The organism is Streptomyces sp. TLI_55, assembly GCF_900206255.1.
Taxonomy (GTDB): domain Bacteria; phylum Actinomycetota; class Actinomycetes; order Streptomycetales; family Streptomycetaceae; genus Streptomyces; species Streptomyces aquilus.
Genome location: NZ_OAOJ01000001.1, coordinates 3,173,063 through 3,193,818 on the forward strand (window position 1 = coordinate 3,173,063; position 20,756 = coordinate 3,193,818).

The following is a 20,756-nucleotide window of genomic DNA, read 5'->3' on the forward strand; positions in this document are numbered from 1 at the left end:
CGGCTGGGGGCTCTGCGGGCCGCTGCGGGCCCTGCTGCGGGGCTCAGGCCCCGGTGCCGCCGCCGCCCGGCATGTTGGCGGCCGTGGTGATGACCTCGTCGATGAGGCCGTACTCCTTGGCCTCCTCCGCGTCGAACCAGCGGTCGCGGTCGGAGGCGCGGGTGATCTCCTCGAACGACTGACCGGTGTGCTGGGCCGTGAGCTCGGCCATGCGCTTCTTGGTGTGCAGCAGCCGCTCGGCGTGGATCTTGATGTCCGAGGCCGAGCCGGCGAGGCCGGCGGACGGCTGGTGGATCAGGATCTCGGCGTTCGGCAGCGCGAAGCGCTTGCCGGGGGTGCCCGCGCTGAGCAAGAACTGGCCCATGGAGGCGGCGAGGCCCATGGCGATCGTCACCACGTCGTTCTTGATGTACTGCATGGTGTCGTAGATCGCCATGCCGGCCGTGATCGAACCGCCCGGGCTGTTGATGTAGAGGTAGATGTCCTTGTCCGGGTCCGCGGCAAGGAGCAGCAGCTGTGCGGTGATCTTGTTCGCGATGTCGTCGTCGACCGGCTGGCCGAGGAAGATGATCCGCTCGTTGAGCAGCCGGTTGTAGACCTGGTCGCCGAGGCCACCACCGATGGAAGGCTCGCCGGCGGCGGAGGGCATCAGATTCGTCACGTATCCACCTGCTCGTCTTACGACGGCGCCGGGCCGTCTCACGTTTCCCTGCGTGTTCCCTGCGGGGCTTGGAGCCGCTGGGGGACTCCACTCCCCTCGTATTCATGGACCCTAACGCGCTGGTCCCTTCGGGGAATCCCGGATACCGGGCTGTTCGCCGGGGGCGTAGCGCGGGGCACCTCGCCGGGAAGGCGAACGGGCCCCGGGTCATGAGTGACCCGGGGCCCGTCCTACGACCTACGAGGTGCCGTGGGCTCAGCCCTCGGTCTTCTCGGTGCCGGCCTCGGTGGCGTCGGCCTCCGTGGCCTCCGCGGCGACCTCGGCGGCCTCCTCGACCTCAGCGGCCTCGTCTTCGTCATCCAGGTCGATGACCTCGCCGTTGGTGTCCTTCACCGTGGCGGCCTCGACCACGACGGCCAGGGCCTTGCCGCGGGCGACCTCGCCGACGAGGAGCGGAACCTGGCCGCCCTCGACGACCGCCTGGGCGAACTGGTCGGGGGACATGCCGGAGGAGGCGGCGCGGCGCATGAGGTGCTCGGTGAGCTCCTCCTGGTTGACGTTCAGCTTCTCGCGCTTGACCAGGGCGTCCAGGACGAACTGGGTCTTGATGCCCTTGACCGCGGCGTCCTTGGTCTCGGCGTCGAACTCCTCGGCCGTCTTGCCCTGGATCTCGAGGTACTTCTCGAGGTCGAGGCCCATCTGGCCGAGCTGGTGGTGCTCCAGGTTGTGCTTGCGGGTGTTGATCTCGTCCTCGAGCAGCTTCTCGGGGACGGGCACCTCGACGAGCTCCAGGAGCTTCTCCAGGACGCGCTCCTGGGCCTGGGTGGCCTGGTCGTACTGCTTCATGTTCTCGAGGCGCTTGCGGCTGTCGGCCTTCAGCTCGTCGAGGGTGTCGAACTCGGAGGCGAGCTGCGCGAACTCGTCGTCCAGCTCGGGCAGTTCGCGGGCGGCGACCTGAGTGACCTTGACGGTGACCTCGGCCTCCTTGCCGGCCGCGGAGCCGCCCTTGAGCTCGGAGGTGAAGGTGGCCTCGCCACCGGCCTCCAGGCCCTTCACGGCGTCGTCGATGCCGTCGAGGAGCTCGCCGGAGCCGATGGTGTAGGAGACACCGCTGGCGATGCCGTCCTCCAGCACCTCTCCGTCGACCTTGGCCTCCAGGTCGATCGTGACGACGTCGCCGTCCTCGGCGGCGCGCTCGACCGGGGAGGTGGCGGCGAAGCGCTCACGGAGCTGCTCGACGGACTTGTCGACGTCCTCGTCGGTGACCTCGACGGCGTCGACCTCGACCTCGATGCCGGAGAAGTCCGGGATCTCCAGGGCGGGGCGGATGTCGACCTCGGCGGTGAAGTTCAGCGTGTCGCCGTCCTTCAGCTCGGTGATGTCGACCTCGGGCTGGCCGAGGACGTCCAGGTCTGCCTCGTTGACCGCCTCGGTGTAGAACTTCGGGAGCGCGTCGTTGACCGCCTCCTCCAGGACCGCACCGCGGCCGAACCGCTGGTCGATGACGCGGGCCGGGATCTTGCCCTTGCGGAAGCCCTTCACCGTGACCTGCTGGTTGATCTTCTTGTACGCCGCGTCGAGGCTGTCCTTGAGCTCCTCGAAGGGCACCTCAATGCTGAGCCGAACCCGGGTCGGGTTCAGGGTCTCCACGGCGCTCTTCACGGTTCGGTCTCCTTGGGGGCTGACTTCTTGGATTCTGCCGGGGCCAGAACGGCTCCGGCGGATTCGCCGCCCGGAGGACGTCGTCAGGGTCAGACGAGAGACACACGGGCATGCAGCTTGCATAGTAACCGCAGCCACGACACGCCCCAAAAGGCGATCAAGAAAGGTGGTCGGGGTGGCGGGATTTGAACCCACGGCCTTCCGCTCCCAAAGCGGACGCGCTACCAAGCTGCGCCACACCCCGTCTGGTGCGACACGTAGGGTACATGCCCGCAGGCCATGGGATCGCCGCATTTACGGGGCCGCGCGGCAAGGTGGACCGGGGTGTGCGGCGAAGGGGGCCGACCCGCTACGATGCCTTCTGTGCCGCGGTCACCTGACCTGCGGCGCGTCGCGTGCGGGCGTAGCTCAATGGTAGAGCCCTAGTCTTCCAAACTAGCTACGCGGGTTCGATTCCCGTCGCCCGCTCCATACGGCTCAGGGCCAGGTCAGAGGATGATTCCTCCGCCTGGCCCTGATCGCGTTCCGGGGTCGCGTTCTGTCCTGCGTGTCCCCCGCGTGCCTCTTCGGCTTTCGGGCTTGCCGTGCCTCAACCCTTCAGGTCACGTGGCATGCAGGGGGCACCGCTCACTTGCTGACTCACAGAGAGCGCCTTCAGCGGACGAATCCGGGCGTCCAGACGTTCCAACTCTGCGACAAGCCGAACGCGCTCCCGCCCCGGCTCCATTAGCCGTCGCACCGCCCTGGCGCGGGCCTCTTCTGGAGTACTCACGGCGGGCTCTGAAGCGGTGACGGTGGCAGTTCGAGGCGGTCGTTGTTGACCCTTCGGACGTTGACGGGTTCGGCGGTTGGACATGCATCCATTGACGAACAGGCCGGTCAACCATGGGAGTTGGGCCTCTCATCCGGAGCTGCACCGTCGGCCTTCTGGGACACCTCATCCGGTGCGTCGTCCCTGGCGCCGGGGAATATCAGTCGTGCGCTGAGGCTGATCATCCCCAGAGCTCCCAGCATGAGACCGGTACGAAGCCATCTCATGGCGCCCTCCCAGTCCTGAGGGCTACCGAAGACCCTCCAGAGCACGAGGGCGATACCGAGCAGGAGGAGCGCTATGCCAGCAATGCGGCTTAACCGAGGATGCATGCGCTCATGATCCATGCGCACCGTGGCAGGTGTCGTGACGGCCATCCCGCGGTGATCGGACTCACACACTCTACGGCCATGCCGAACCCGCCTCACCGACCGCGTGAAGGCCGACGAGGTTGCACGGTCGGAGAGAGCCACGCGTGCCCCCTGCGTGCCCGATGTGGAAGTACGGCACGGGGAACAGCGGGGAGTCGCGGCGATCTCGCCAGGTCAGCTCGGATCCGGTTACGCGATCTTCCAGACTAGCTACGCGGGTTCGATTCCCGTCGCCCGCTCTGTTCGATGTAGAGGGCCCGGTTCCTGAGGAACCGGGCCCTCTCGTCGTACTGGACCGTCGCACCTGGTCAGAGGGTGCGTACGTCCACCGTGTAGACCGAGCGCAGGCCGTACGGGACGTAGAGCGCGTCGCCCACCAGGGTGAGCGGGGCGCCGGTCGGGGAGCCGTCCACGGCAGCGTCGTCGCGGCCGTCGAGGGTGTCGTCGACCTTGCCGGTCGTCCGGTTGACGGCGGCGAGGCGGCCGCTGGGGGACGCCAGGTACAGATGGGTGCGGGAGGCGGTGGGCGGGCCCGCGAGTTCCACGCCGGAGTTGCCCTCCCACAGCTGGCGGCCGGTGTCCGGGTCGACCGCGCGGATGCCGCCGTTGGAGAGGGTGAAGTACAGGGTGCCGCCCGTGAGGGTGGGGGTCGCGGCCTCGGGCTGGGGCTTGGCGAGCCTCACCGTGGTGACGATGTGCGTGGACGTCTTGATCAGGGTCAGGGTGCGGCGCGGGCCGGTGGTGTTGAGCAGCAGCAGGCGGCCGTCACGCCGGCCGACGATGTCGACGTCGCCCTTGAGCTTCACGGTCCAGCGGGGCTTTCCGGTGGCCGGGTCGAGCTGGCTGACGCTCGTGTCCTCGATGACGTCGGACGTGTACTTCGCGGTGAGCAGGTACGCCTGTCCGCCCACGCCGCGCAGCAGGCTCATGTACTGGCCCGGGTTCGGCAGGGGGCGCTTCCAGCGGACCTCGCCGGTGTCGGCGTCGAGGAGGGCGTACTGGTTGCCCGTCCTGCCGTAGACGGTGACGACGCCCGCGGGGACGGCGGCGGAGGCGCCCTGGTCGCTGCTCGGCTCGGTGCCGTCCGTGCTGTCGGCGGTGACCGTCTTCCAGGCCACCTTTCCGGTCTCGGCGTCCAGGGCCTGGATCGTGTAGCGGGTCGGGTACGACGTCTGGTCGCCGCTGGGCCGGTCGTCGGCGCCGTAGACGTACACGCGGCCCTTGTGGGTGCCGATGATCGTGCCCGCGCCGGAGCTGCTGCTGCCGAAGCCGGAGTCCTCGGCGGTCGGGTCCATGGGGCGGCCCCAGGTGTTGGCACCGTCGGCCAGGGCGAAGCGGGTGGCCATGATCTCGTCGCCCGCGCAGACCAGCGAGGTGCCGGAGGCGACGCAGCGGTTGAAGAGGGCGGTGGGACCCATCGGGTCCTTGTCGACGCTGGGGTCCTTCGCCTGCCGGTGCCAGGCCTGCCAGCCCGCGGGGAGGCTTGCCGGGTCCGCGGCGTCGTCGTCGGTGAGGGCGAGGGTGGTGGTGGCTATGGCGGCGAGGAGGGCCGTGCCGAGCGCGGTGAGCAGCCAGAAGCGGCCGCGGCGCGGGCGGGGACGCGGGGCGTCGACGAGGGTCGGGGGGTCGGAGGCGGGCAGGGTGCCGTCGCGCAGGAGGCGGAGCAGTTCGTCCGCGCTGGGGCGGGACTTGGGGTCCCTCGCCAGGCAGAGGCGGATGAAGGGGAGCAACTCCTCGGGTACGTCGGTGAGTTCCGGGGTGCCTTCCACCACGCGGATCGCCGTCTCGTACGGGCTCGGGCTGTCGAAGGGGCCCTTGCCGGAGGCGGCGAAGGCGACCACCGCGCCGAGGGAGAAGATGTCCGACGCGGGGCCCACCTCGTGCGGAGCGGAGAACTGCTCCGGGGACATGAAGGGCGGGGTGCCCATCACGCGGCCGGTCTGGGTGAGGGCGTCGGAGGCGGCGAGCCCGGTGGCGCGGGAGATGCCGAAGTCGATGACGCGGGGGCCGTCGTCGGCGAGCATCACATTGGCCGGCTTGAGGTCCCGGTGGACGACGCCGGCGCGGTGGATGTCGCGCAGGGCCTCGGCGAGACCCGCGGCCAACTCCCGGGCGCGGGACGGCGGCAGCGGGCCGTGGACACGGATGTGGGTGCCGAGGTCGGCGCCCGGTATGTAGAGCGTGGCCATCCAGGGGCGCGGCGCGTCGGCGTCCGCGTCCACCACGGGTGCGGTGAAGGCGCCGCTGACCTGGCGGGCGGCGTCCACCTCGCGGCGGAACCGGGCACGGAACTCGTCGTCGTCCGCGTACTGGCCGTGCACCACCTTGACCGCGAGGCGGCGGCCGGAGGCGGAGCGGGCGAGGTAGACCACGCCCATGCCACCGCTGCCCAGCCGGTCCTCGATGCGGTAACCGCCCACCTCCGCCGGGTCCGAGTCGCGCAGCGCCATCCCCGTACGTCCCCCCGTCCGTCACCGGCCCCCGTGACCGGGCTGGTCAGCCTAGCCCGGCGGCTCAACGGGGTCAGAACTGGATCGAGTTGATCGTCTCCGCTATCGAGTTGAGGAAGCGCTGGATGTCGTCGGCCATGCCTGTCGAGGCGAGGAAGAAGCCGAACAGCACGGCCACGACCGCGGGTCCGGCCTTGAGGGACCCGCCACGGATCAACACCACCATGATGATCGCCAACAGCAGCACCACTGACAGCGAAATGGCCACAACTGATCACACCCTAGGTCGGTCCGCTCTCCCGGCCCGGGGGTGCCAGCCCCGCGCACCCCCGCCAGAACCATCGTGCCACCAACCAAGCCGCTGTATGCGGCAGGTGAGACATCGTTGACCACACCCGTGCCCGAACTGTGCGGCGCCGTCCGGGTCCGTGGCCAACGCCCCAGGTTCCGTACAGCAATTCGAGCGCGCCCTCACGCGGAGCTCGCACAGGGAATTCGACCGTATCGTTTCGGTCTCCACACATCCCGTTCGCAGGTAATTCGAAAATGAGCGGCGGCCCCAACCGCCCCACAGGAAGCGGACATTCCGCCGTAGTCGGCTGCGGCTCATATGCCCTATTTAGTCGGGATGAATCACACCAATACGACCCTTGCAGTGACGACTGCGCCTATCCATTCGCTGTGTTCACCGTCACGTGGAGAATGGCGTCGGCTTGCCGAAATATCGGGTACCCGAAGCCGATAACCAGGAATGACGTGGCCGGTTTTACGAAATCGCACAGACAACGCTAGGGTGCCTCAGATGTTCCACGCCGCCTCGCCCCGCGTGCCGCTCCCGCCGGCACAGTCGTCGGCACCCGGAGTGCCGAGCCCCCGCTCACCGCTCGCCCAGCAGCAGCCTCGGCGCAAGCCACAGGGCAAGCAGCGTGACGCGTTCTTCGACAACGCCAAGTACCTGGCGATCGTGCTCGTCGCGGTGGGTCACGCCTGGGAGCCGCTCAAGGGCGACAGCCGCATCCTGGAGGGCGTGTACACGGTCGTGTACTCCTTCCACATGCCGGCGTTCATCATCATCTCCGGCTTCTTCTCGCGCAGTTTCGACATGCGCCCCGACCGGCTCAAGCGGCTGATCACGGGCGTGGCGGTGCCGTACATCCTGTTCGAGACGGCGTACGTCCTCTTCGAGCGCACGGTGGGCGACGACCCCGGCAAGGACGTCAGTCTGCTCGACCCCTGGTATCTGACCTGGTTCCTGTGCGCGTTGTTCGTCTGGCGGCTGTGCACCCCGATCCTGAAGATGATCCGCTGGCCGCTCCCCTTCGCCCTCGGCATCGCCATGCTGGCGTCCGTGGCGCCGTCGATCGGCAACGACCTGGACCTCCAGCGGGTGCTGCAGTTCCTGCCCTACTTCGTCCTCGGGCTGTGCATGAAGGCCGAGCACTTCCACATGGTGCGCACATGGCGGATGCGCATCCTGGCCGTGCCGGTGTTCGCGGCCGCGCTGGCCGTCGGCTGGTGGGCGGTGCCGCGCATGAACACGGCGTGGTTCTACCACCGCGACGCCGCCCAGGACCTGGGCGCCCCGTGGTGGGTCGGTCCGGTGATGGTGCTCGCGATGTTCGGCTGCTCGCTGCTGCTGACCGCGTGCTTCTTCGCCTGGGTGCCGCGCCGGAAGATGTGGTTCACGGCGCTCGGCGCGGGCACGCTCTACGGCTATCTGCTGCACGGCTTCCTGGTGAAGGCCGGGGACTACCAGGGCTGGTTCGACCACGCCTGGCTGCACCGGCCGGCCGGTGAGATCTTCGTGAGCGTGGTCGCCGCCGCGGTCGTCACGGCGCTGTGCACCGCGCCGGTGCGACGGGTGTTCCGGTTCGCGATGGAGCCGAAGATGGAGTGGGCGTTCAAGCGCGACGCGGCGGAACTGGCCCGCGAACGGCAGCAGCAGGAGCGGCGGGAGAAGGTCTCCGCCTAGACCGTCGGCCCCTCACTCCGGCCCCTCACTCCGTACGAGACCGAGAAGTGTGCGCATGTGCGCGTACTTCTCGGTCAGTCGTTTCCGGGTCGGTTCGTCGAGCACCGCCAGTCGCGTCGGGTCCGCGTTGTGGGCCAGGTCCGCCTCCTTCACCAGCAACGCCCCCGGGGTGGCGAGGATGCGGGCCGCGTATGTCTCGGGCGGCTCCCCCTCGCGCTTGGTGACCGCGCGCACGATGTCCTTCGTACGGCGGCTCAGTGCCGCCTCGGTCAGCCACTGTTCGGAGAGGGCGTCGTCCTCCACGGCGTCGTGCAGCCAGGCCGCCGCGATCTGGTCGGTGTCGCCGCCGCGGGTGCGGACGCCCTCGGCGACGGCCCGGAGGTGTTCGGCGTAAGGGCGTCCGGCCTTGTCGGTCTGGCCCTCGTGAGCCGTGCGGGCCAGGGCCTCGATCTCGGCCGGCGTCAGGAGTTCGGTCACTCGTCCAGTGTCTCCCTGCGGAGTGCCGCCTTGGCCGGGAGGGTGGCCGCGGTCAGGCCCAGTGCGAGGATCCCTCCCGCGAAGGCTCCGTACGTCAGCGGCGGGATGTAAGGGCCCTGTCCCGTCAGGCCGTTCATCATCGGCACCAGGGTGGCGAGGGCGATCGCGGTGCCGAGGGCGATGCCCGCGAGGGCGACCAGCAGGGCCTCCCAGCGGATCATCCGCAGCACTTGGCGGCGGGTGGAGCCGATGAGGCGGAGCGTGCCGAGTTCGCGGCGGCGGTCGAGGACCGTCATCACCAGGGTGTTGACGGCGGCGACGGCCGCGAAGCCGCCGAGGACGGCCGCCATGAGGTTGTTCGCCCAGGCGTTGAGCTCGCGGTCCACGGACTGGGCGGTGGTGTAGTCGTCGCGGTCCTGGACGGTGCCGAGCGGCTGCAGACCGGCCGTCGTGCCGCCCTTCGTCCACAGTTCCGTGTCGTAGGCGGAGGTGACGTGGTCGGCCAGGGCGGCACGGCTCAGGGTGACCTGGGCGAGGCCCAGGCCGCGGCCGTACGTCGCCACGACCCGCGGCGCGGCCTTCGTGCCGTCGGGGAGGCGGAGGTGGAGGCGGTCGCCGACCCGGACGTCCGCCGTGTCGGCGAGGGACGCGTCGACCGCGATCTCGCCCTGGGCGAGGGACAGTTGGCCTGACTTCACGTCCAGATCCTGTACGGCGGCCAGGGCGCTCGCGGAACCGGTCACGCCCTGCGCGGTGGCCGCCTCCAGGGTGCCGCCCGCACCGGGGACCAGCACGGAGGTCCTCAACAGGCCCACGGCGGCCGTCACTTCGGGGGTGCCCTCGGCCCGTCGTACGGCATCGGGGGCGAGGCCCGGGCCGCCGTCCGAGGCGGTGACGATGTGGTCGGCGGTGATGCCGTCGCGCTGCTGCTGGGCGGTGACGTGGTCCTCGCTGGTGTGCAGGAAGACCAGGACGGACGAGAACGCCATCGCCAGCACGATCGGGGTGATCGCCGACGCCAGACGGCGGGCGTTCGTACGGGAGTTGGCGGCGGCCAGGGCCGCGGAGGCGCTGCCGCCGCGCAGCGGGAGGCCGAACAGGGCCGCGCAGGCACGGGCGACCAGCGGGCCGAGCAGGCCCACGGCGAGCATGAAGAGCACGACGACGCCGAGCGCCGCGTTGGCCGCGTCCTCGCCGGTGAGGGAGGCCGACAGGGCGGCGCAGACGACACCGCCCGCGACCGCGGCGAGGCCGAGCGGGGTGCGGATCCAGCCGACGCGCAGCCGCTCCACGCTCGCCTCGCTCAGCGCCTGGCCCGGCTTGATGCGGGAGCTGCGGTGGGCGGCGACGTAGCCGGAGAGGAGGGCGGCGAGGAGGACCGCGCCGGTCGCGGAGACCAGGGGGATCCAGGAGACGGCCAGGTCGACCTGTTCCGGGACCGCGCCCCGGTCGCGGAGTTGGTCCAGCCACCAGGCCGCCAGGGCCGTGCCCGGCAGACAGCCGAGGGCGGCCGCGAGCGGGGCGGCGAGGAGGGTCTCGGTGGCGATGGTGCGGCGGATCTGACGCGGGGTGGTGCCGATGGCGCGCAGCAGGGCGAACTCGCGGGCGCGCTGGCCGACGGCGAGGGCGATGGTGCCGGCCGCCGTGAACATGGCGACGACGGTGGCGATGCCGCCGAAGGAGCCGCCGATGCCGATGAGGACCTCTTTGGCCTCGTCGAGGGTGGGGTCCGCGACGGTGCCGCGGTCGTCCCCGGTGTGGATCTCGGCCTGGCCGCCCAGGGCGTGGGCCACCTGGGCCGCCAGGGTGCCGGTGGTGACGCCGGGCTTCGGGAGGACGGCGATGGCGTCGATGCGGCCGGGGTGCCCTGAGCGTCGTACGGCCTCCGTGTCGGTGAACCAGACGCCGGGGGCGGTGGTCGTGCCGGAGACGCGGTAGGTGTGGGTGCCGTCGGGGGTGGTGAGGGTGACGCGGGTGCCGGCCTCGGCTCCGCTCAGCACGACCTCGCCCGGGCCCGGGGCACGGCCCGCCGTGAGGTGTTCGCCGGTGAAGGCGGTCGCGGACCAGTTGTGGGCGGCGAGGGGGCCGTGCGGGCTGGTGACCGGGAAGGTGACGTCGGGGACGGCGGTGCGGGCGCCGGGGACGGTGGCCGCCTTGGCGACCAGGGCGGCGTCGAGGCGGGCGCGGTCGGGGACCGGCTCGCTGTCGGCGCTGTCGCCCTTGCCGTAGGGGGCCCGTTGGTCGGCGGCGGCCACGACGGGTGCGCCCGCGTAGCGGCCGGGCGGGACCTCGGCGCGGACGCCGGTCTCCAGGAGGATGCCGCAGGCCGAGACGATCGCGGCGGCCATGACGAGGGCCACGAAGGTGCCGACGAACGCGGAGGGGCGGAAGCGGAGGGAGGCGCGGGCCAGGCCGTTGGGACGCATCAGGCGGCGGCCTTCACGTCGTCCCGGCGGGCCGTGAGGGTCTGCATGCGGGTGGCGATCTGGTCGGGGGTCGGGCGGTCCAGGTGGGCGGTGATCTCGCCGTCCGCCAGGAACAGGACGCGGTCGGCCCAGGACGCCGCCGTGGGGTCGTGGGTGACCATGACGACCGTGGCGCGCTCGGTGTCGACGGCCTGGCGGAGCAGGGCGAGGATCTCGGCCGCGGTGGTGGTGTCCAGGGCGCCGGTCGGTTCGTCGGCGAAGACCACGTCGGGGCGGGTGACGAGGGCTCGGGCGATGGCGACGCGCTGCTGCTGGCCGCCGGAGAGCTGGCCGGGGCGGCGGCGGGCCTTGTCGGCGAGGCCGACCTGGGCGAGGACCTCGGCGGTGCGGCGGCGGTCGGGGCGGTGGCCCGCGAGGCGCGTGGGGAGGGCGACGTTCTGCTCGACCGTGAGGGACGGGAGCAGGTTGAAGGCCTGGAAGACGAAGCCGAGGCGGGTGCGGCGCAGGGCGGTGAGCTTGTTCTCCTTCATGCCGGTGATCTCCGTGCCGCCGAGGCGGACCGTGCCGGCGGTGGGGCGGTCGAGGCCGGCCGCGCACTGGAGGAACGTGGACTTGCCGGAGCCGGAAGGGCCCATGACCGCGGTGAAGGTGCCCGGCGGGAGGGTGAGGTCGATGCCGCGCAGGGCGTGGACGGCGGTGCGGCCACGGCCGTAGCGCCGGGTGACGCCGTGGAGTTCTACGGCCCATTCGCCGGGGGTGGACATGGGGGATTTCTTCCGGTCCGAGGTCATGCACTTGACGCTACGGACCGGAGGGCGGGCGGGGCGATGAGGGCGGCTGGCGGATCGGGGCGGGGGAAAACCCCACCTCGGCGCGGCTAGGTGGCAGAGGCCGCCTGGGCCGTCGGGCCCTCGCGGCAGATCAGCAGCAGGGCCCGGTCGTCGTTGACGTCCTTCGCCACCGCCTCGATCAGGTGCCAGGCCGCGCCGTGGAAGCCGCCGGCCACATAGCGGTCGGCTTCGCCGGTCAGGCGGTCTATGCCCTCGACGATGTCCCGGTCCGACGTCTCCACCAGGCCGTCCGTGAAGAGCATCAGGACGTCACCGGGGCGCAGGGTGCCCTTGACGGGGTCGAACTGGGCGCCGTCGTAGACCCCGAGGAGGGGGCCCTCCGCCGCCTTCTCCTCCCAGCGGCCGCTGCCCGCGCTGAGCTGGAGGCCCGGCGGGTGGCCCGCGGAGTAGAGCTCGTAGTCGCCGGAGTCCAGGTCCAGGACCAGGTGGATGGAGGTGGCGAAGCCCTCGTCCCAGTCCTGGCGCAGGAGGTAGCCGTTGGCGGCGGGCAGGAACGCGTGCGGGGGCAGGCTGCCCAGGAGGCCGCCGAAGGCGCCGGACAGGAGCAGGGCGCGGCTGCCCGCGTCCATGCCCTTGCCGGAGACGTCCGTGAGGACGACCTCCATCGTGCGGCCGCCGTTGGTGCGGGCCGCGACCACGAAGTCGCCGGAGAAGGACTGGCCGCCCGCCGGGCGCAGGGCCATCTCGCGGTGCCAGCCGGGCGGGAGTTTGGGGAGCTTGCTCTGGACGCGGATGCGTTCGCGCAGGTCGAAGAGCATGGTGCCGCCGCGCCGCCAGGGCACGCCGACCCGGCTGCGGAACTGGGCGATGAGAAGGCCGAAGAACCCGCAGGCGGCCACCACGAGAACAATGCCGGGGGTGACTCTCGACGGGCCCTCCGTGTACGGGCCGAGCTGCACCGACTCCACGATGAGCGCCGTCGCCGCCGCCGCGTACAGACCCAGCAGGCTCGCCGGCCGCAGCAGCAGTCCGCCCGCGACGATCGGCAGGACCAGCGCGGCCGGTGAACACCACACCGAGTTCATCAGGGTGGTGGCCGCGATCAGCGGGATCGTCAGGAGCAGACCGGCCAGGGCGACCCAGTCCGAGCCGTCCCCGCGGAAGTAGTCCACGGCGCTTCTGCGCAGGCCGACGCGGGCCCGGTGCCACTGCATCTTCAACCGGGCCGTGAACGTGTCGGCCGCCGCGCGCCGCTCTCGTCCTGCTGCCATTAGTTCGGGACCCTATCCATCGGACCAGCTGCTTGGCACGGGAGGTCCCACTTGTCCCCCGTCCGAGGTTCAACTTCACAGTGAACTTCACGGAAAGCCACCCTGCGGCCACCAAGGAGAAATTCCCTGGCTCGTCCCGCAATGCCCTGGTAGGCATGGTCCATGGCTTCTGACTTGGCGATCGACTTGCGGGTGCTGCGGCAGGACGAGTGGGACGAGTGGTACGACAACCTGATCCGGGCCTTCGGCGGAGTCCCGGAGGCGGCCGAGGAACGGGAGCTGTGGAACGCGCTCACCGAACTCGACCGCTCCATCGGCGCCTGGGACGGGGACGAATGCGTCGGTACGGCAGGGGCGTTCAGCTTCCGGCTGACCGTGCCGGGCGGCGCCTCGGTGCCGGCCGCGGGCGTGACCATGGTCAGTGTGGCCGCGACCCATCGTCGGCGCGGGGTGCTGCGCTCCATGATGCGGCGCCAGTTGGACGACGTACGGGAATGGGGCTGGCCGCTGGCCGTGCTGACCGCGAGCGAACCGGCGATCTACGGCCGGTTCGGGTACGCGCCGGCGACGTTCCACGTCAGCGCCGAGATCGACACCACACGGGTACGGCTGTCCGTGCCGCCCGGTACCGATGACGTACGCGTGCGGTACGCGAAGCCGGCCGACGTCCTCGACGCCTGCGAGGCGGTGTACGCGCGGCTGGTGCCGCGGCGGCCCGGCATGGTGGCGCGCGTTCCCGGCTGGGAGCGGCTCGGGGTGCTCGATCCCCCGGGCGAGCGGGAGGGTGCCTCGCCGCTGCAGTGCGTGGTCGCGGAGCGGGACGGCGAGGTCGTCGGGTACGCGCGCTTCCATGTGAAGCCGGAGTGGGACGGCGCCGGGCCCAAGGGGACCGTGGCGCTGCGGGACGTACAGGCACTGGATCCGGCCGCGCACGCGGCGCTGTGGCGGTTCCTGTTCGGGATCGACCTGACGTCGAAGGTGCATGCGCGGGCGCGGCCGGTGGACGAGGTCTGGCAGCAGCTGGTCTCCGACCTCCGGCGCTGCGAGCCGCGGCTGCGGGACTCGCTGCACGTACGGCTGGTGGACGTGGGGGCCGCGCTGGAGGCGCGGACCTATCAGGCGCCGGTGGACGTGGTGTTCGACGTCGAGGACGACTTCTGCCCCTGGAACACGGGGCGTTGGCGGCTCAGCGGGGACGCGAAGGGCGCGTCCTGCGAGCGGACCGAGGACGCTGCCGATCTGGCGCTGTCCGTACGGGAGTTGGGGGCCGCGTATCTCGGCGGGGTGAGCCTGGCCGCGCTGGGGGCCGCAGGAAGGGTGCGGGAGCTGCGGCAGGGGGCGCTGACGGAGGCGGCGGTCGGGTTCGGGTCGCCGGTGGCGCCCTGGCTGCCGCACGGCTTCTGAGTCAGGCCTGATTCAGGCGCGTTGGCAGCCCGGGCACCAGAAGAGGTTGCGGGCGGCGAGGTCGGCGGTGCGGATCTCGCCGCCACAGATGTGGCAGGGCAGGGTCGCCCGGCGGTACACGTACACCTCGCCGCCGTGGTCGTCGACGCGCGGCGGGCGGCCCATCGCCTCCGGGGTGTGCTCGGGGCGGACGGTGTCGATGCGGTTGTGGCGCACGCCCTCGCGCATGAGGTCGACGAGATCCCGCCAGATCGCCTCCCACTCGCGCGCGGTGACATCCTTCCCCGCCCGGTACGGGTCGATGCCGTGCCGGAAGAGGACCTCGGCGCGGTAGACGTTGCCGACGCCGGCGATGACCTTCTGGTCCATCAGCAGCGCGGCGATCGTCGTACGGCTGCGGGAGATGCGCCGGTACGCCGTCTGCGGGTCGGCGTCCTCGCGGAGCGGGTCGGGGCCGAGGCGGCCGTGTATCGCGTCCTTCTCGGCGTCCGTGATGAGGGCGCAGGTCGTCGGGCCGCGCAGGTCGACGTACGACGTGGCGTTCGCGAGCCGCAGACGGACGGTGTCGGTGGGCGGCGGCGCGGGGGCGTCGCCGAAGGTCACCTTGCCGAAGAGGCCCAGGTGGATGTGGACCCAGTCGGTGTCCCGGCCGGTGCCGCGGAAACCCAGGAAGAGGTGCTTGCCGTGGGCTTCGGTCCGGGTGAGTCCGGCGCCGTCCAGGAGGGCGGCGGCGTCGGAGAACTTGCCCTGGGGGCTGGTGACGCGAGGCGCCGTGCCGGAGAAGCGGTCGGCGTAGTCGGCCGCCAGCCGGTGGATCGTGTGCCCCTCTGGCACGGTGCCTGTTCCTTCCAGCCCCCTGGGGCGTGCGTCAGTCCTGCTGCGGGTGGTGCGCCGGGATCGGCGGGAGGTCGCCGGTCGTCTCGTAGTCGGCCAGCATGTCGATGCGGCGGATGTGGCGCTCGTCACCGGAGAACGGGGTGGCGAGGAAGGTCTCGACGAACTTGGTCGCCTCGTCCTGGGTGTGCATCCGGGCGCCCACCGCGACGACGTTGGCGTTGTTGTGCTGGCGGCCGAGCGACGCCGTCTCCTCGCTCCAGGCGAGAGCCGCGCGGACACCCTTGACCTTGTTCGCGGCGATCTGCTCGCCGTTGCCCGAGCCGCCGATCACGATGCCGAGGGCGTCGGGGTCCGCCGCCGTACGCTCCGCGGCGCGGAGGCAGAACGGCGGGTAGTCGTCCTGGGCGTCGTAGATGTGGGGGCCGCAGTCGACGGCCTCGTGGCCGGCGGCCTTGAGCCACTCGACGAGGTGGTTCTTGAGTTCGAAGCCCGCATGGTCGGAGCCGAGATACACGCGCATGGGATGAGTGTGACATGGCTGTTTCGGGGCAGCCGCTCTGGGTGTCAGGGAGGAAAAATACCGCCCCGATCAAGCCTCAACCATGGAACCTCATGAAAACCTCAAGTAACAATCCGGATTCATAGGTTCACGAATTCCTTTGCCTCCGATTCACTGGACCGATCCGTACGCAACCCGTACGGGGACCGCTCACCCGGCGCAAAGGAATTCCCCCCATGACTGGTCTCCAGGCCGGACTCAAGAACCGACATCTGTCGATGATCGCCATCGGCGGTGTGATCGGGGCCGGACTGTTCGTCGGCTCCAGTTCCGGCATCGCCACCGCAGGACCCGGCATCCTCCTGTCGTACGCCCTCGTCGGCACGCTCGTGGTGCTGGTGATGCGGATGCTCGGCGAGATGTCCGCCGCCAACCCGACCTCGGGTTCGTTCTCCGCCCACGCCGACCGGGCGCTCGGGCGCTGGGCCGGCTTCTCCATCGGCTGGCTCTACTGGTTCTTCTGGGTCGTGGTGCTCGCGGTGGAGGCCACCGCCGGCGCCAAGATCCTCGAAGGCTGGATCCCCGCCGTCCCGCAGTGGGGCTGGGCGCTGATCGTGATGGTGGTGCTGACCGCCACGAACCTCGTCTCCGTGGGCTCCTACGGCGAGTTCGAGTTCTGGTTCGCCGGGATCAAGGTCGTCGCCATCGGGGCGTTCATCGTCATCGGCGGACTCGCGGTCTTCGGTGTGCTGCCCGGCGTCGACGCCGACAAGGCCGGCCTGTCCAACCTCACCGACCACGGCGGCTTCCTGCCCAACGGGCCCGGCGCCATCCTCACCGGTGTTCTGCTCGTCGTCTTCTCCTTCATGGGCAGCGAGATCGCCACGCTGGCCGCCGGCGAGTCCGAGAACCCGCAGCGCGCTGTTACCAAGTCGACCAACAGCATCATCTGGCGCATCGGCGTCTTCTACCTCGGCTCGATCTTCGTCGTCGTGACGCTGCTGCCGTGGGACGACCCGTCCATCAAGGAGTCCGGCTCCTACGTCGCCGCCCTCGACTCCCTCGGGATCGCGCACGCCGGTCAGATCATGAACTTCATCGTGCTGACCTCGGTGCTGTCCTGTCTCAACTCCGGGCTCTACACGGCCTCGCGGATGGCGTTCTCGCTCGGTGAGCGGGGGGACGCGCCGAAGGCGTTCGCGCGGACGACCTCGCGCGGTGTGCCGATGACGGCCATCCTCGCGTCCGTGATCTTCGGCTTCGTGGCCGTGTTCTTCAACTACCTCTCCCCCGACACGATCTTCCTCTTCCTCGTCAACTCCTCCGGTGCGGTCGCGCTGTTCGTGTGGCTGGTCATCTGCTTCTCGCAGCTGCGGATGCGGAAGATCATCCAGGCCGAGGCGCCGGAGAAGCTGGTCGTGAAGATGTGGCTGTACCCGTATCTGACCTGGGCGACGGCCGGGTTGATCGTCTTCGTGCTCGGTTACATGCTGACCGACACGGAGGGGGCGAGCAGTGGGCGTACGACGGTGCTGTTGTCGTTGCTCGTCGCGGCGTTCGTACTGGGGGTTGCCGTGCTCAAGGAGCGGGTGCGGGGCGGGCGTTCCTCGGATGTCGTCGGCGGACCGGATGTGCAGGACAAGATCAAGGTCGGTTGACGCGTCGTCCTGACCGGGTTCTGTCTCTTCACGGTGCTGTGGCTGTTGTGGCCGCTACCTGAATTCATGCGCAAGCCCCCGGCGTTCACGCCGGGGGCGAAGCGCATCAGGCGGTTGCGACGCGGAGCCGGACTCTGCCCGGCGACGGTGACGCCTCGTTCGTTTGTTCCCGGTTACGGCACGTGTTCGGCGTGGCTGGCGTGATCGTCATGCAGCTCCGGTATGTCTTCAGGCTGTACCCGAACGCCGGTCGGACCGCCCTGGCCAGGGCGTTCGGGTGCGCCCGCGTGGTGTTCAACGACTGCGTGCGCGCCCGTGAGGACGCCCGGAAGGCGGGCGAGGCCTTCCCGACGGCCGGCGAGCTGTCCAAGAAGCTGATCACACAGGCGAAACAGACGGTGGAGCGGTCCTGGCTGGGCGAGGTCTCCTCGGTGGTCCTCCAGCAGTCCCTGCGCGACGCCGAGACCGCACTCACTTCGCCGTACTCTCCGACGGCACCAAGATCGACTCACGCGCTTCCTGCGCCGGGCGGAGAAGAAGCTGAAGAAAGCCCAAAAGGAGCTGTCCCGCAAGCAGAAGGGATCGAAGAACAGACAGAAGGCCCGCCTGAAGGTCGCCCGCGCCCACGCCGAAGTCGCTGACGCCCGCCGGGAGTTCCACCACCAGCTCTCCACGAAGCTGATCTCCGAGAACCAAGGAATCGCCGTGGAGGACCTCGCGGTGGCGGGACTGGCACGCACCCGACTGGCCAAGTCCGTTCACGACGCCGGATGGGCACAGTTCAGCATGCTGGAGTGCAGGAATGGACCTGTTCTGCCTGCGGCACCCTCCACGACCGGGACCACAATGCCGCGATCAACATCGAAACGGCCGCCGGACTGGCGGCAGCAGCCTGCGGAGCGTCGGTAAGACCAGGAGCGATCCCGGCACAGCGCGAAGAAACAGGAAGCCACGGATTCCCGACCGGAAACCGTGCCGCGCAGCGGCACAGCAACCCGCCGGGGAAGGCCAGAATCCTCGCCCTTCAGGGCTAGGAGCATGTCAAAGCACCGTGAAGCTTTTTTTGACCTTCTCGTACGTCTTGAGTGCCTGCGTCTCCGTCTGCGGCTGGTACCACGTGTTCACCTGGTACGACTTGCCGTCCGCGTTGAAGCCGAGCAGGCGGGCGTGCCAGGGGACGCCCTTGAGCGTGAAGGTGTACTCCCAGACCACCGCCGGGTGGCCCTGGAACTCCGTGTCCTCCAAACGGATCTTTCGGTAGTCCTGGCCCTGGTGGGCGTTCTGCTCCGAGGTCTTCCAGGTGTCCATCAAGTCGCCTCGGGCGAGGGAGGACAGCGCGGCGAGCTCCTGGGTGCCGTCGGGGGACGTGTAGTGCACCTCCGCGCCTGTCTTCACATCTCTGCGCCAGCCCTTGGGAGTCGCCCAGGCGAAGCCGCCGGCCTCTCGGTGGGCGCCGGGTGGGAGGGTCTGGGGGCGGGAGGTGCCGGCGACCGTGGGGGACGGGGAGGCGGTTGGGGTGGGTGTCGGGGTCGGGGTGGTTTGTGCCTCGTCCTTGGTGCCGGGTGAGTGGGTGTTCAGCAGGATCAGGGCGGTGGTGACTGCGGCGGCTGTGGTGAGGGCGGCGATGGTGAGGAGGCGGGTGCGGGGGCGGTGGGGGTGGGGTTGGTGTGCTGGGAGGGGGCGTTGTTCGGTGATGGCCTCTGAGCGTATGAGGGAGATGCCGGCGTGGGCCTCTGAGGAAGCGTTGTGGGTGGGTGTTCCCGGGCCTTCGGCCCGGATCTGTTTCCCACCCGCACCACCCGTGCGGCTTTCGTGGTCGGGTGCGGGTGGCCCCTGTGGGGGCTGAGCGACGTCGGCGGGTGCCGGTTCGTGGGTGGGGGGCGGTGGTGTGGGGGCGGATTCCCACGTGGGCGCGGGCTCGGACGCCTGGCCAGGCGCTCGCTCCCATGTGGGCGTGGGGGTGGGGGCTTCGGTGGGTGGTGTGTGGCTTGAGGGTCGGTGGGCCGGGAGTTGGGAGGCGTTCAGGAAAGGTGGGGTGGGGAGTTCCGGCCTCGGCCAGGGGAAGACCGGGGTTGGCGTGTCCAGGTGGGGGGTGGGGGGCCGCTCGTCCTCGGGTTCCTCAAGCCTCTCGGGCTCTTCGAACCCTTCGGCTGCCCCGAACTCCCTGGGCATCTCGGGCTCCTCGGCCACCCCGAACCCCGGGGGTGCCCCAAATGCTCCGGGTTCCCCGAATCCCTCGACCGCCCCGAACTCCCGGAGCGCGACAGGCTCTTCAGGCGCCCCGAACTCCCCGGGCTCCCCAGGCACCCCGGCTGGCCCGAACCCCTCAACAACCCCGAACTCCCCAAGCACGACAGGCTCTTCAGGCCCCCCGAACTCCCCGAGTTCCCCAGGCACCCCGGCTGGCCCGAACCCCTCAACAACCCCGAACTCCCCAAGCACGACAGGCTCTTCAGGCCCCCCGAACTCCCCGGGCTCCCCAGGCACCCCGGCTGGCCCGAACCCCTCAGCAACCCCGAACTCCCCCAACTCCTCGGATGCTCCGGGTACCCCGAACTCCTCAAGTGCCCCGGGTTCCCCGAGCGACCCGGTTGCCTCGGGCCCCTCAGGCTCCTCCCGTTGCTCCCCCTGCTGCTCCCGCTCCTCCGGCTCCTCCTGGCCCCCCACCACCACCGTCGGCGTCGGTGCCGGGAAGGCTGTTGGGTGGAGGGCCTCCTCCAGTTCGTCCAGGCCGGGGCGTAGTTCCGGCTCCTTCTCCAGGAGCGCGGCCAGGATGTCGCGCAACGGGCCGACCGTGGGCGGGAGTTCCGGCTCCTCGTACAGGACCGCGTGGAGTGTCGCCAGCGTGGTGTCCCGGGAGAACGGGGAGTCGCCGCCCAGGGCCGCGCACAGCGTCGCGCCCAGGGACCAGATGTCGGACGGTGGGCCCTGGGGGCGGCCCGCGATGCGTTCGGGGGCCATGTAGTCGGGGGAACCGACCAGCATGCCGACCATGGTGAGCGCCTTCGCGTCCTGGATGGCCGCGATGCCGAAGTCCGTGAGGACCACGCGGTGGCCGGCGCCCTCCACCAACACGTTGCCCGGCTTGATGTCCCGGTGCAGGACGCCGCGGGCGTGGACCTGCCGCAGGGCGGTGACCAGGCCGATGCCGATCCGGGCCGCCTCCCTGGGGCCGAGCGGGCCGTCCTCCGCCATCATCCGTTCCAGGGAGCGGCCCGCCACCAACTCCATGACGATCCACAGGCATTCGCCCTCGTCCACGACGTCGTAGATCCGTACGACGTTGGGATGGTCGATGCGTGCCGTCGCGCGGGCCTCGCGCAGGGTGCGTTCACGGCGGGTGCGGGCGTCCTCCGCGTCGAGGCCGTCGATGCGCATTTCCTTGACCGCGACCTGCCGGTCGAGCATTTCGTCGGCGGCCCGCCACACCCGCCCCATTCCCCCCTGGCCGATACTCTCGACCAGC

Annotated in this window: 14 protein-coding genes, 2 tRNA genes and 1 pseudogene; 5 read left to right on the forward strand and 12 right to left on the reverse strand. The window is 70.4% G+C overall.

All coding sequences use genetic code 11. From position 1 onward, the window contains the following. Positions 1 to 43 precede the first annotated feature (43 nt). From CRP56_RS14690 to CRP56_RS14700, 3 genes are all read right to left on the reverse strand, one after another. Positions 44 to 649, reverse strand: a complete 606-nt coding sequence (locus CRP56_RS14690) for an ATP-dependent Clp protease proteolytic subunit (RefSeq protein WP_165951168.1) — start codon at positions 647 to 649, stop codon at positions 44 to 46. A 267-nt stretch (positions 650 to 916) separates the two neighbouring features. Beyond that, a complete protein-coding gene (tig, locus tag CRP56_RS14695; protein WP_097264089.1) occupies positions 917 to 2,323 on the reverse strand; it encodes a trigger factor in 1,407 nt (468 codons plus the stop codon). 167 nt (positions 2,324 to 2,490) lie between these two features. Further along, positions 2,491 to 2,567: transfer RNA gene (locus CRP56_RS14700), tRNA-Pro, on the reverse strand. Between the two features lie 153 nt (positions 2,568 to 2,720). Here CRP56_RS14700 and CRP56_RS14705 point away from each other — a divergent pair. Continuing rightward, positions 2,721 to 2,794: transfer RNA gene (locus CRP56_RS14705), tRNA-Gly, on the forward strand. A gap of 1,019 nt (positions 2,795 to 3,813) precedes the next feature. Here the strand turns inward: CRP56_RS14705 and CRP56_RS14715 are convergent. Together CRP56_RS14715 and CRP56_RS14720 are read right to left on the reverse strand one after the other, a co-directional pair. After that, positions 3,814 to 5,955, reverse strand: coding sequence for a serine/threonine-protein kinase (locus tag CRP56_RS14715; RefSeq protein WP_097264093.1), 2,142 nt, complete (start codon positions 5,953 to 5,955; stop codon positions 3,814 to 3,816). A 73-nt stretch (positions 5,956 to 6,028) separates the two neighbouring features. Further along, positions 6,029 to 6,223, reverse strand: a complete 195-nt coding sequence (locus tag CRP56_RS14720) for a hypothetical protein (protein ID WP_059191782.1) — start codon at positions 6,221 to 6,223, stop codon at positions 6,029 to 6,031. A 534-nt stretch (positions 6,224 to 6,757) separates the two neighbouring features. Between CRP56_RS14720 and CRP56_RS14725 the strand changes: the two genes are divergently transcribed. Then, on the forward strand, positions 6,758 to 7,927 hold the full coding sequence (locus CRP56_RS14725; protein WP_097264095.1) for an acyltransferase family protein: 1,170 nt from the start codon (positions 6,758 to 6,760) through the stop codon (positions 7,925 to 7,927). 12 nt (positions 7,928 to 7,939) lie between these two features. Here the strand turns inward: CRP56_RS14725 and CRP56_RS14730 are convergent, their stop codons facing one another. The 4 genes from CRP56_RS14730 to CRP56_RS14745 all read right to left on the reverse strand — a co-directional run bounded on the left by CRP56_RS14730 (position 7,940) and on the right by CRP56_RS14745 (position 12,892). Then, entirely contained in the window at positions 7,940 to 8,404 is a 465-nt protein-coding gene (locus tag CRP56_RS14730; RefSeq protein WP_097264097.1) for an HD domain-containing protein, read from the reverse strand. Then, positions 8,401 to 10,830, reverse strand: coding sequence for an ABC transporter permease (locus CRP56_RS14735; RefSeq protein WP_097264099.1), 2,430 nt, complete (start codon positions 10,828 to 10,830; stop codon positions 8,401 to 8,403). The genes CRP56_RS14730 and CRP56_RS14735 overlap by 4 nt, the downstream gene beginning before the upstream one ends. Further along, positions 10,830 to 11,621: an ABC transporter ATP-binding protein gene (locus CRP56_RS14740; protein ID WP_097264101.1), complete on the reverse strand. Its 792-nt coding sequence runs from the start codon at positions 11,619 to 11,621 to the stop codon at positions 10,830 to 10,832. The genes CRP56_RS14735 and CRP56_RS14740 overlap by 1 nt, the downstream gene beginning before the upstream one ends. An 86-nt stretch (positions 11,622 to 11,707) precedes the next feature. Further along, positions 11,708 to 12,892 (reverse strand): PP2C family protein-serine/threonine phosphatase, encoded by a 1,185-nt coding sequence (locus CRP56_RS14745; protein WP_097264103.1) that lies wholly within the window; start codon positions 12,890 to 12,892, stop codon positions 11,708 to 11,710. 162 nt (positions 12,893 to 13,054) lie between these two features. Here CRP56_RS14745 and CRP56_RS14750 point away from each other — a divergent pair, with 162 nt between their 5' ends. Continuing rightward, positions 13,055 to 14,296: a GNAT family N-acetyltransferase gene (locus tag CRP56_RS14750; protein ID WP_179851022.1), complete on the forward strand. Its 1,242-nt coding sequence runs from the start codon at positions 13,055 to 13,057 to the stop codon at positions 14,294 to 14,296. A gap of 12 nt (positions 14,297 to 14,308) precedes the next feature. On the opposite strand, the gene CRP56_RS14755 is transcribed toward CRP56_RS14750, so the two are convergent. Together CRP56_RS14755 and CRP56_RS14760 are read right to left on the reverse strand one after the other, a co-directional pair. Beyond that, positions 14,309 to 15,130, reverse strand: a complete 822-nt coding sequence (locus tag CRP56_RS14755) for an Fpg/Nei family DNA glycosylase (protein ID WP_097264107.1) — start codon at positions 15,128 to 15,130, stop codon at positions 14,309 to 14,311. Positions 15,131 to 15,164: 34 nt separating this feature from the next. Further along, a complete protein-coding gene (locus tag CRP56_RS14760; protein ID WP_097264110.1) occupies positions 15,165 to 15,653 on the reverse strand; it encodes a ribose-5-phosphate isomerase in 489 nt (162 codons plus the stop codon). Positions 15,654 to 15,868: 215 nt separating this feature from the next. Between CRP56_RS14760 and CRP56_RS14765 the strand changes: the two genes are divergently transcribed. After that, positions 15,869 to 17,290 (forward strand): amino acid permease, encoded by a 1,422-nt coding sequence (locus tag CRP56_RS14765; RefSeq protein WP_179851023.1) that lies wholly within the window; start codon positions 15,869 to 15,871, stop codon positions 17,288 to 17,290. 209 nt (positions 17,291 to 17,499) lie between these two features. Continuing rightward, positions 17,500 to 18,324 (forward strand): annotated as a pseudogene (locus CRP56_RS14770) (RNA-guided endonuclease InsQ/TnpB family protein). A gap of 7 nt (positions 18,325 to 18,331) precedes the next feature. Here the strand turns inward: CRP56_RS14770 and CRP56_RS48355 are convergent. Next, positions 18,332 to 20,728: a protein kinase domain-containing protein gene (locus CRP56_RS48355; protein ID WP_373559755.1), complete on the reverse strand. Its 2,397-nt coding sequence runs from the start codon at positions 20,726 to 20,728 to the stop codon at positions 18,332 to 18,334. Between the last annotated feature and the right edge of the window lie 28 nt (positions 20,729 to 20,756).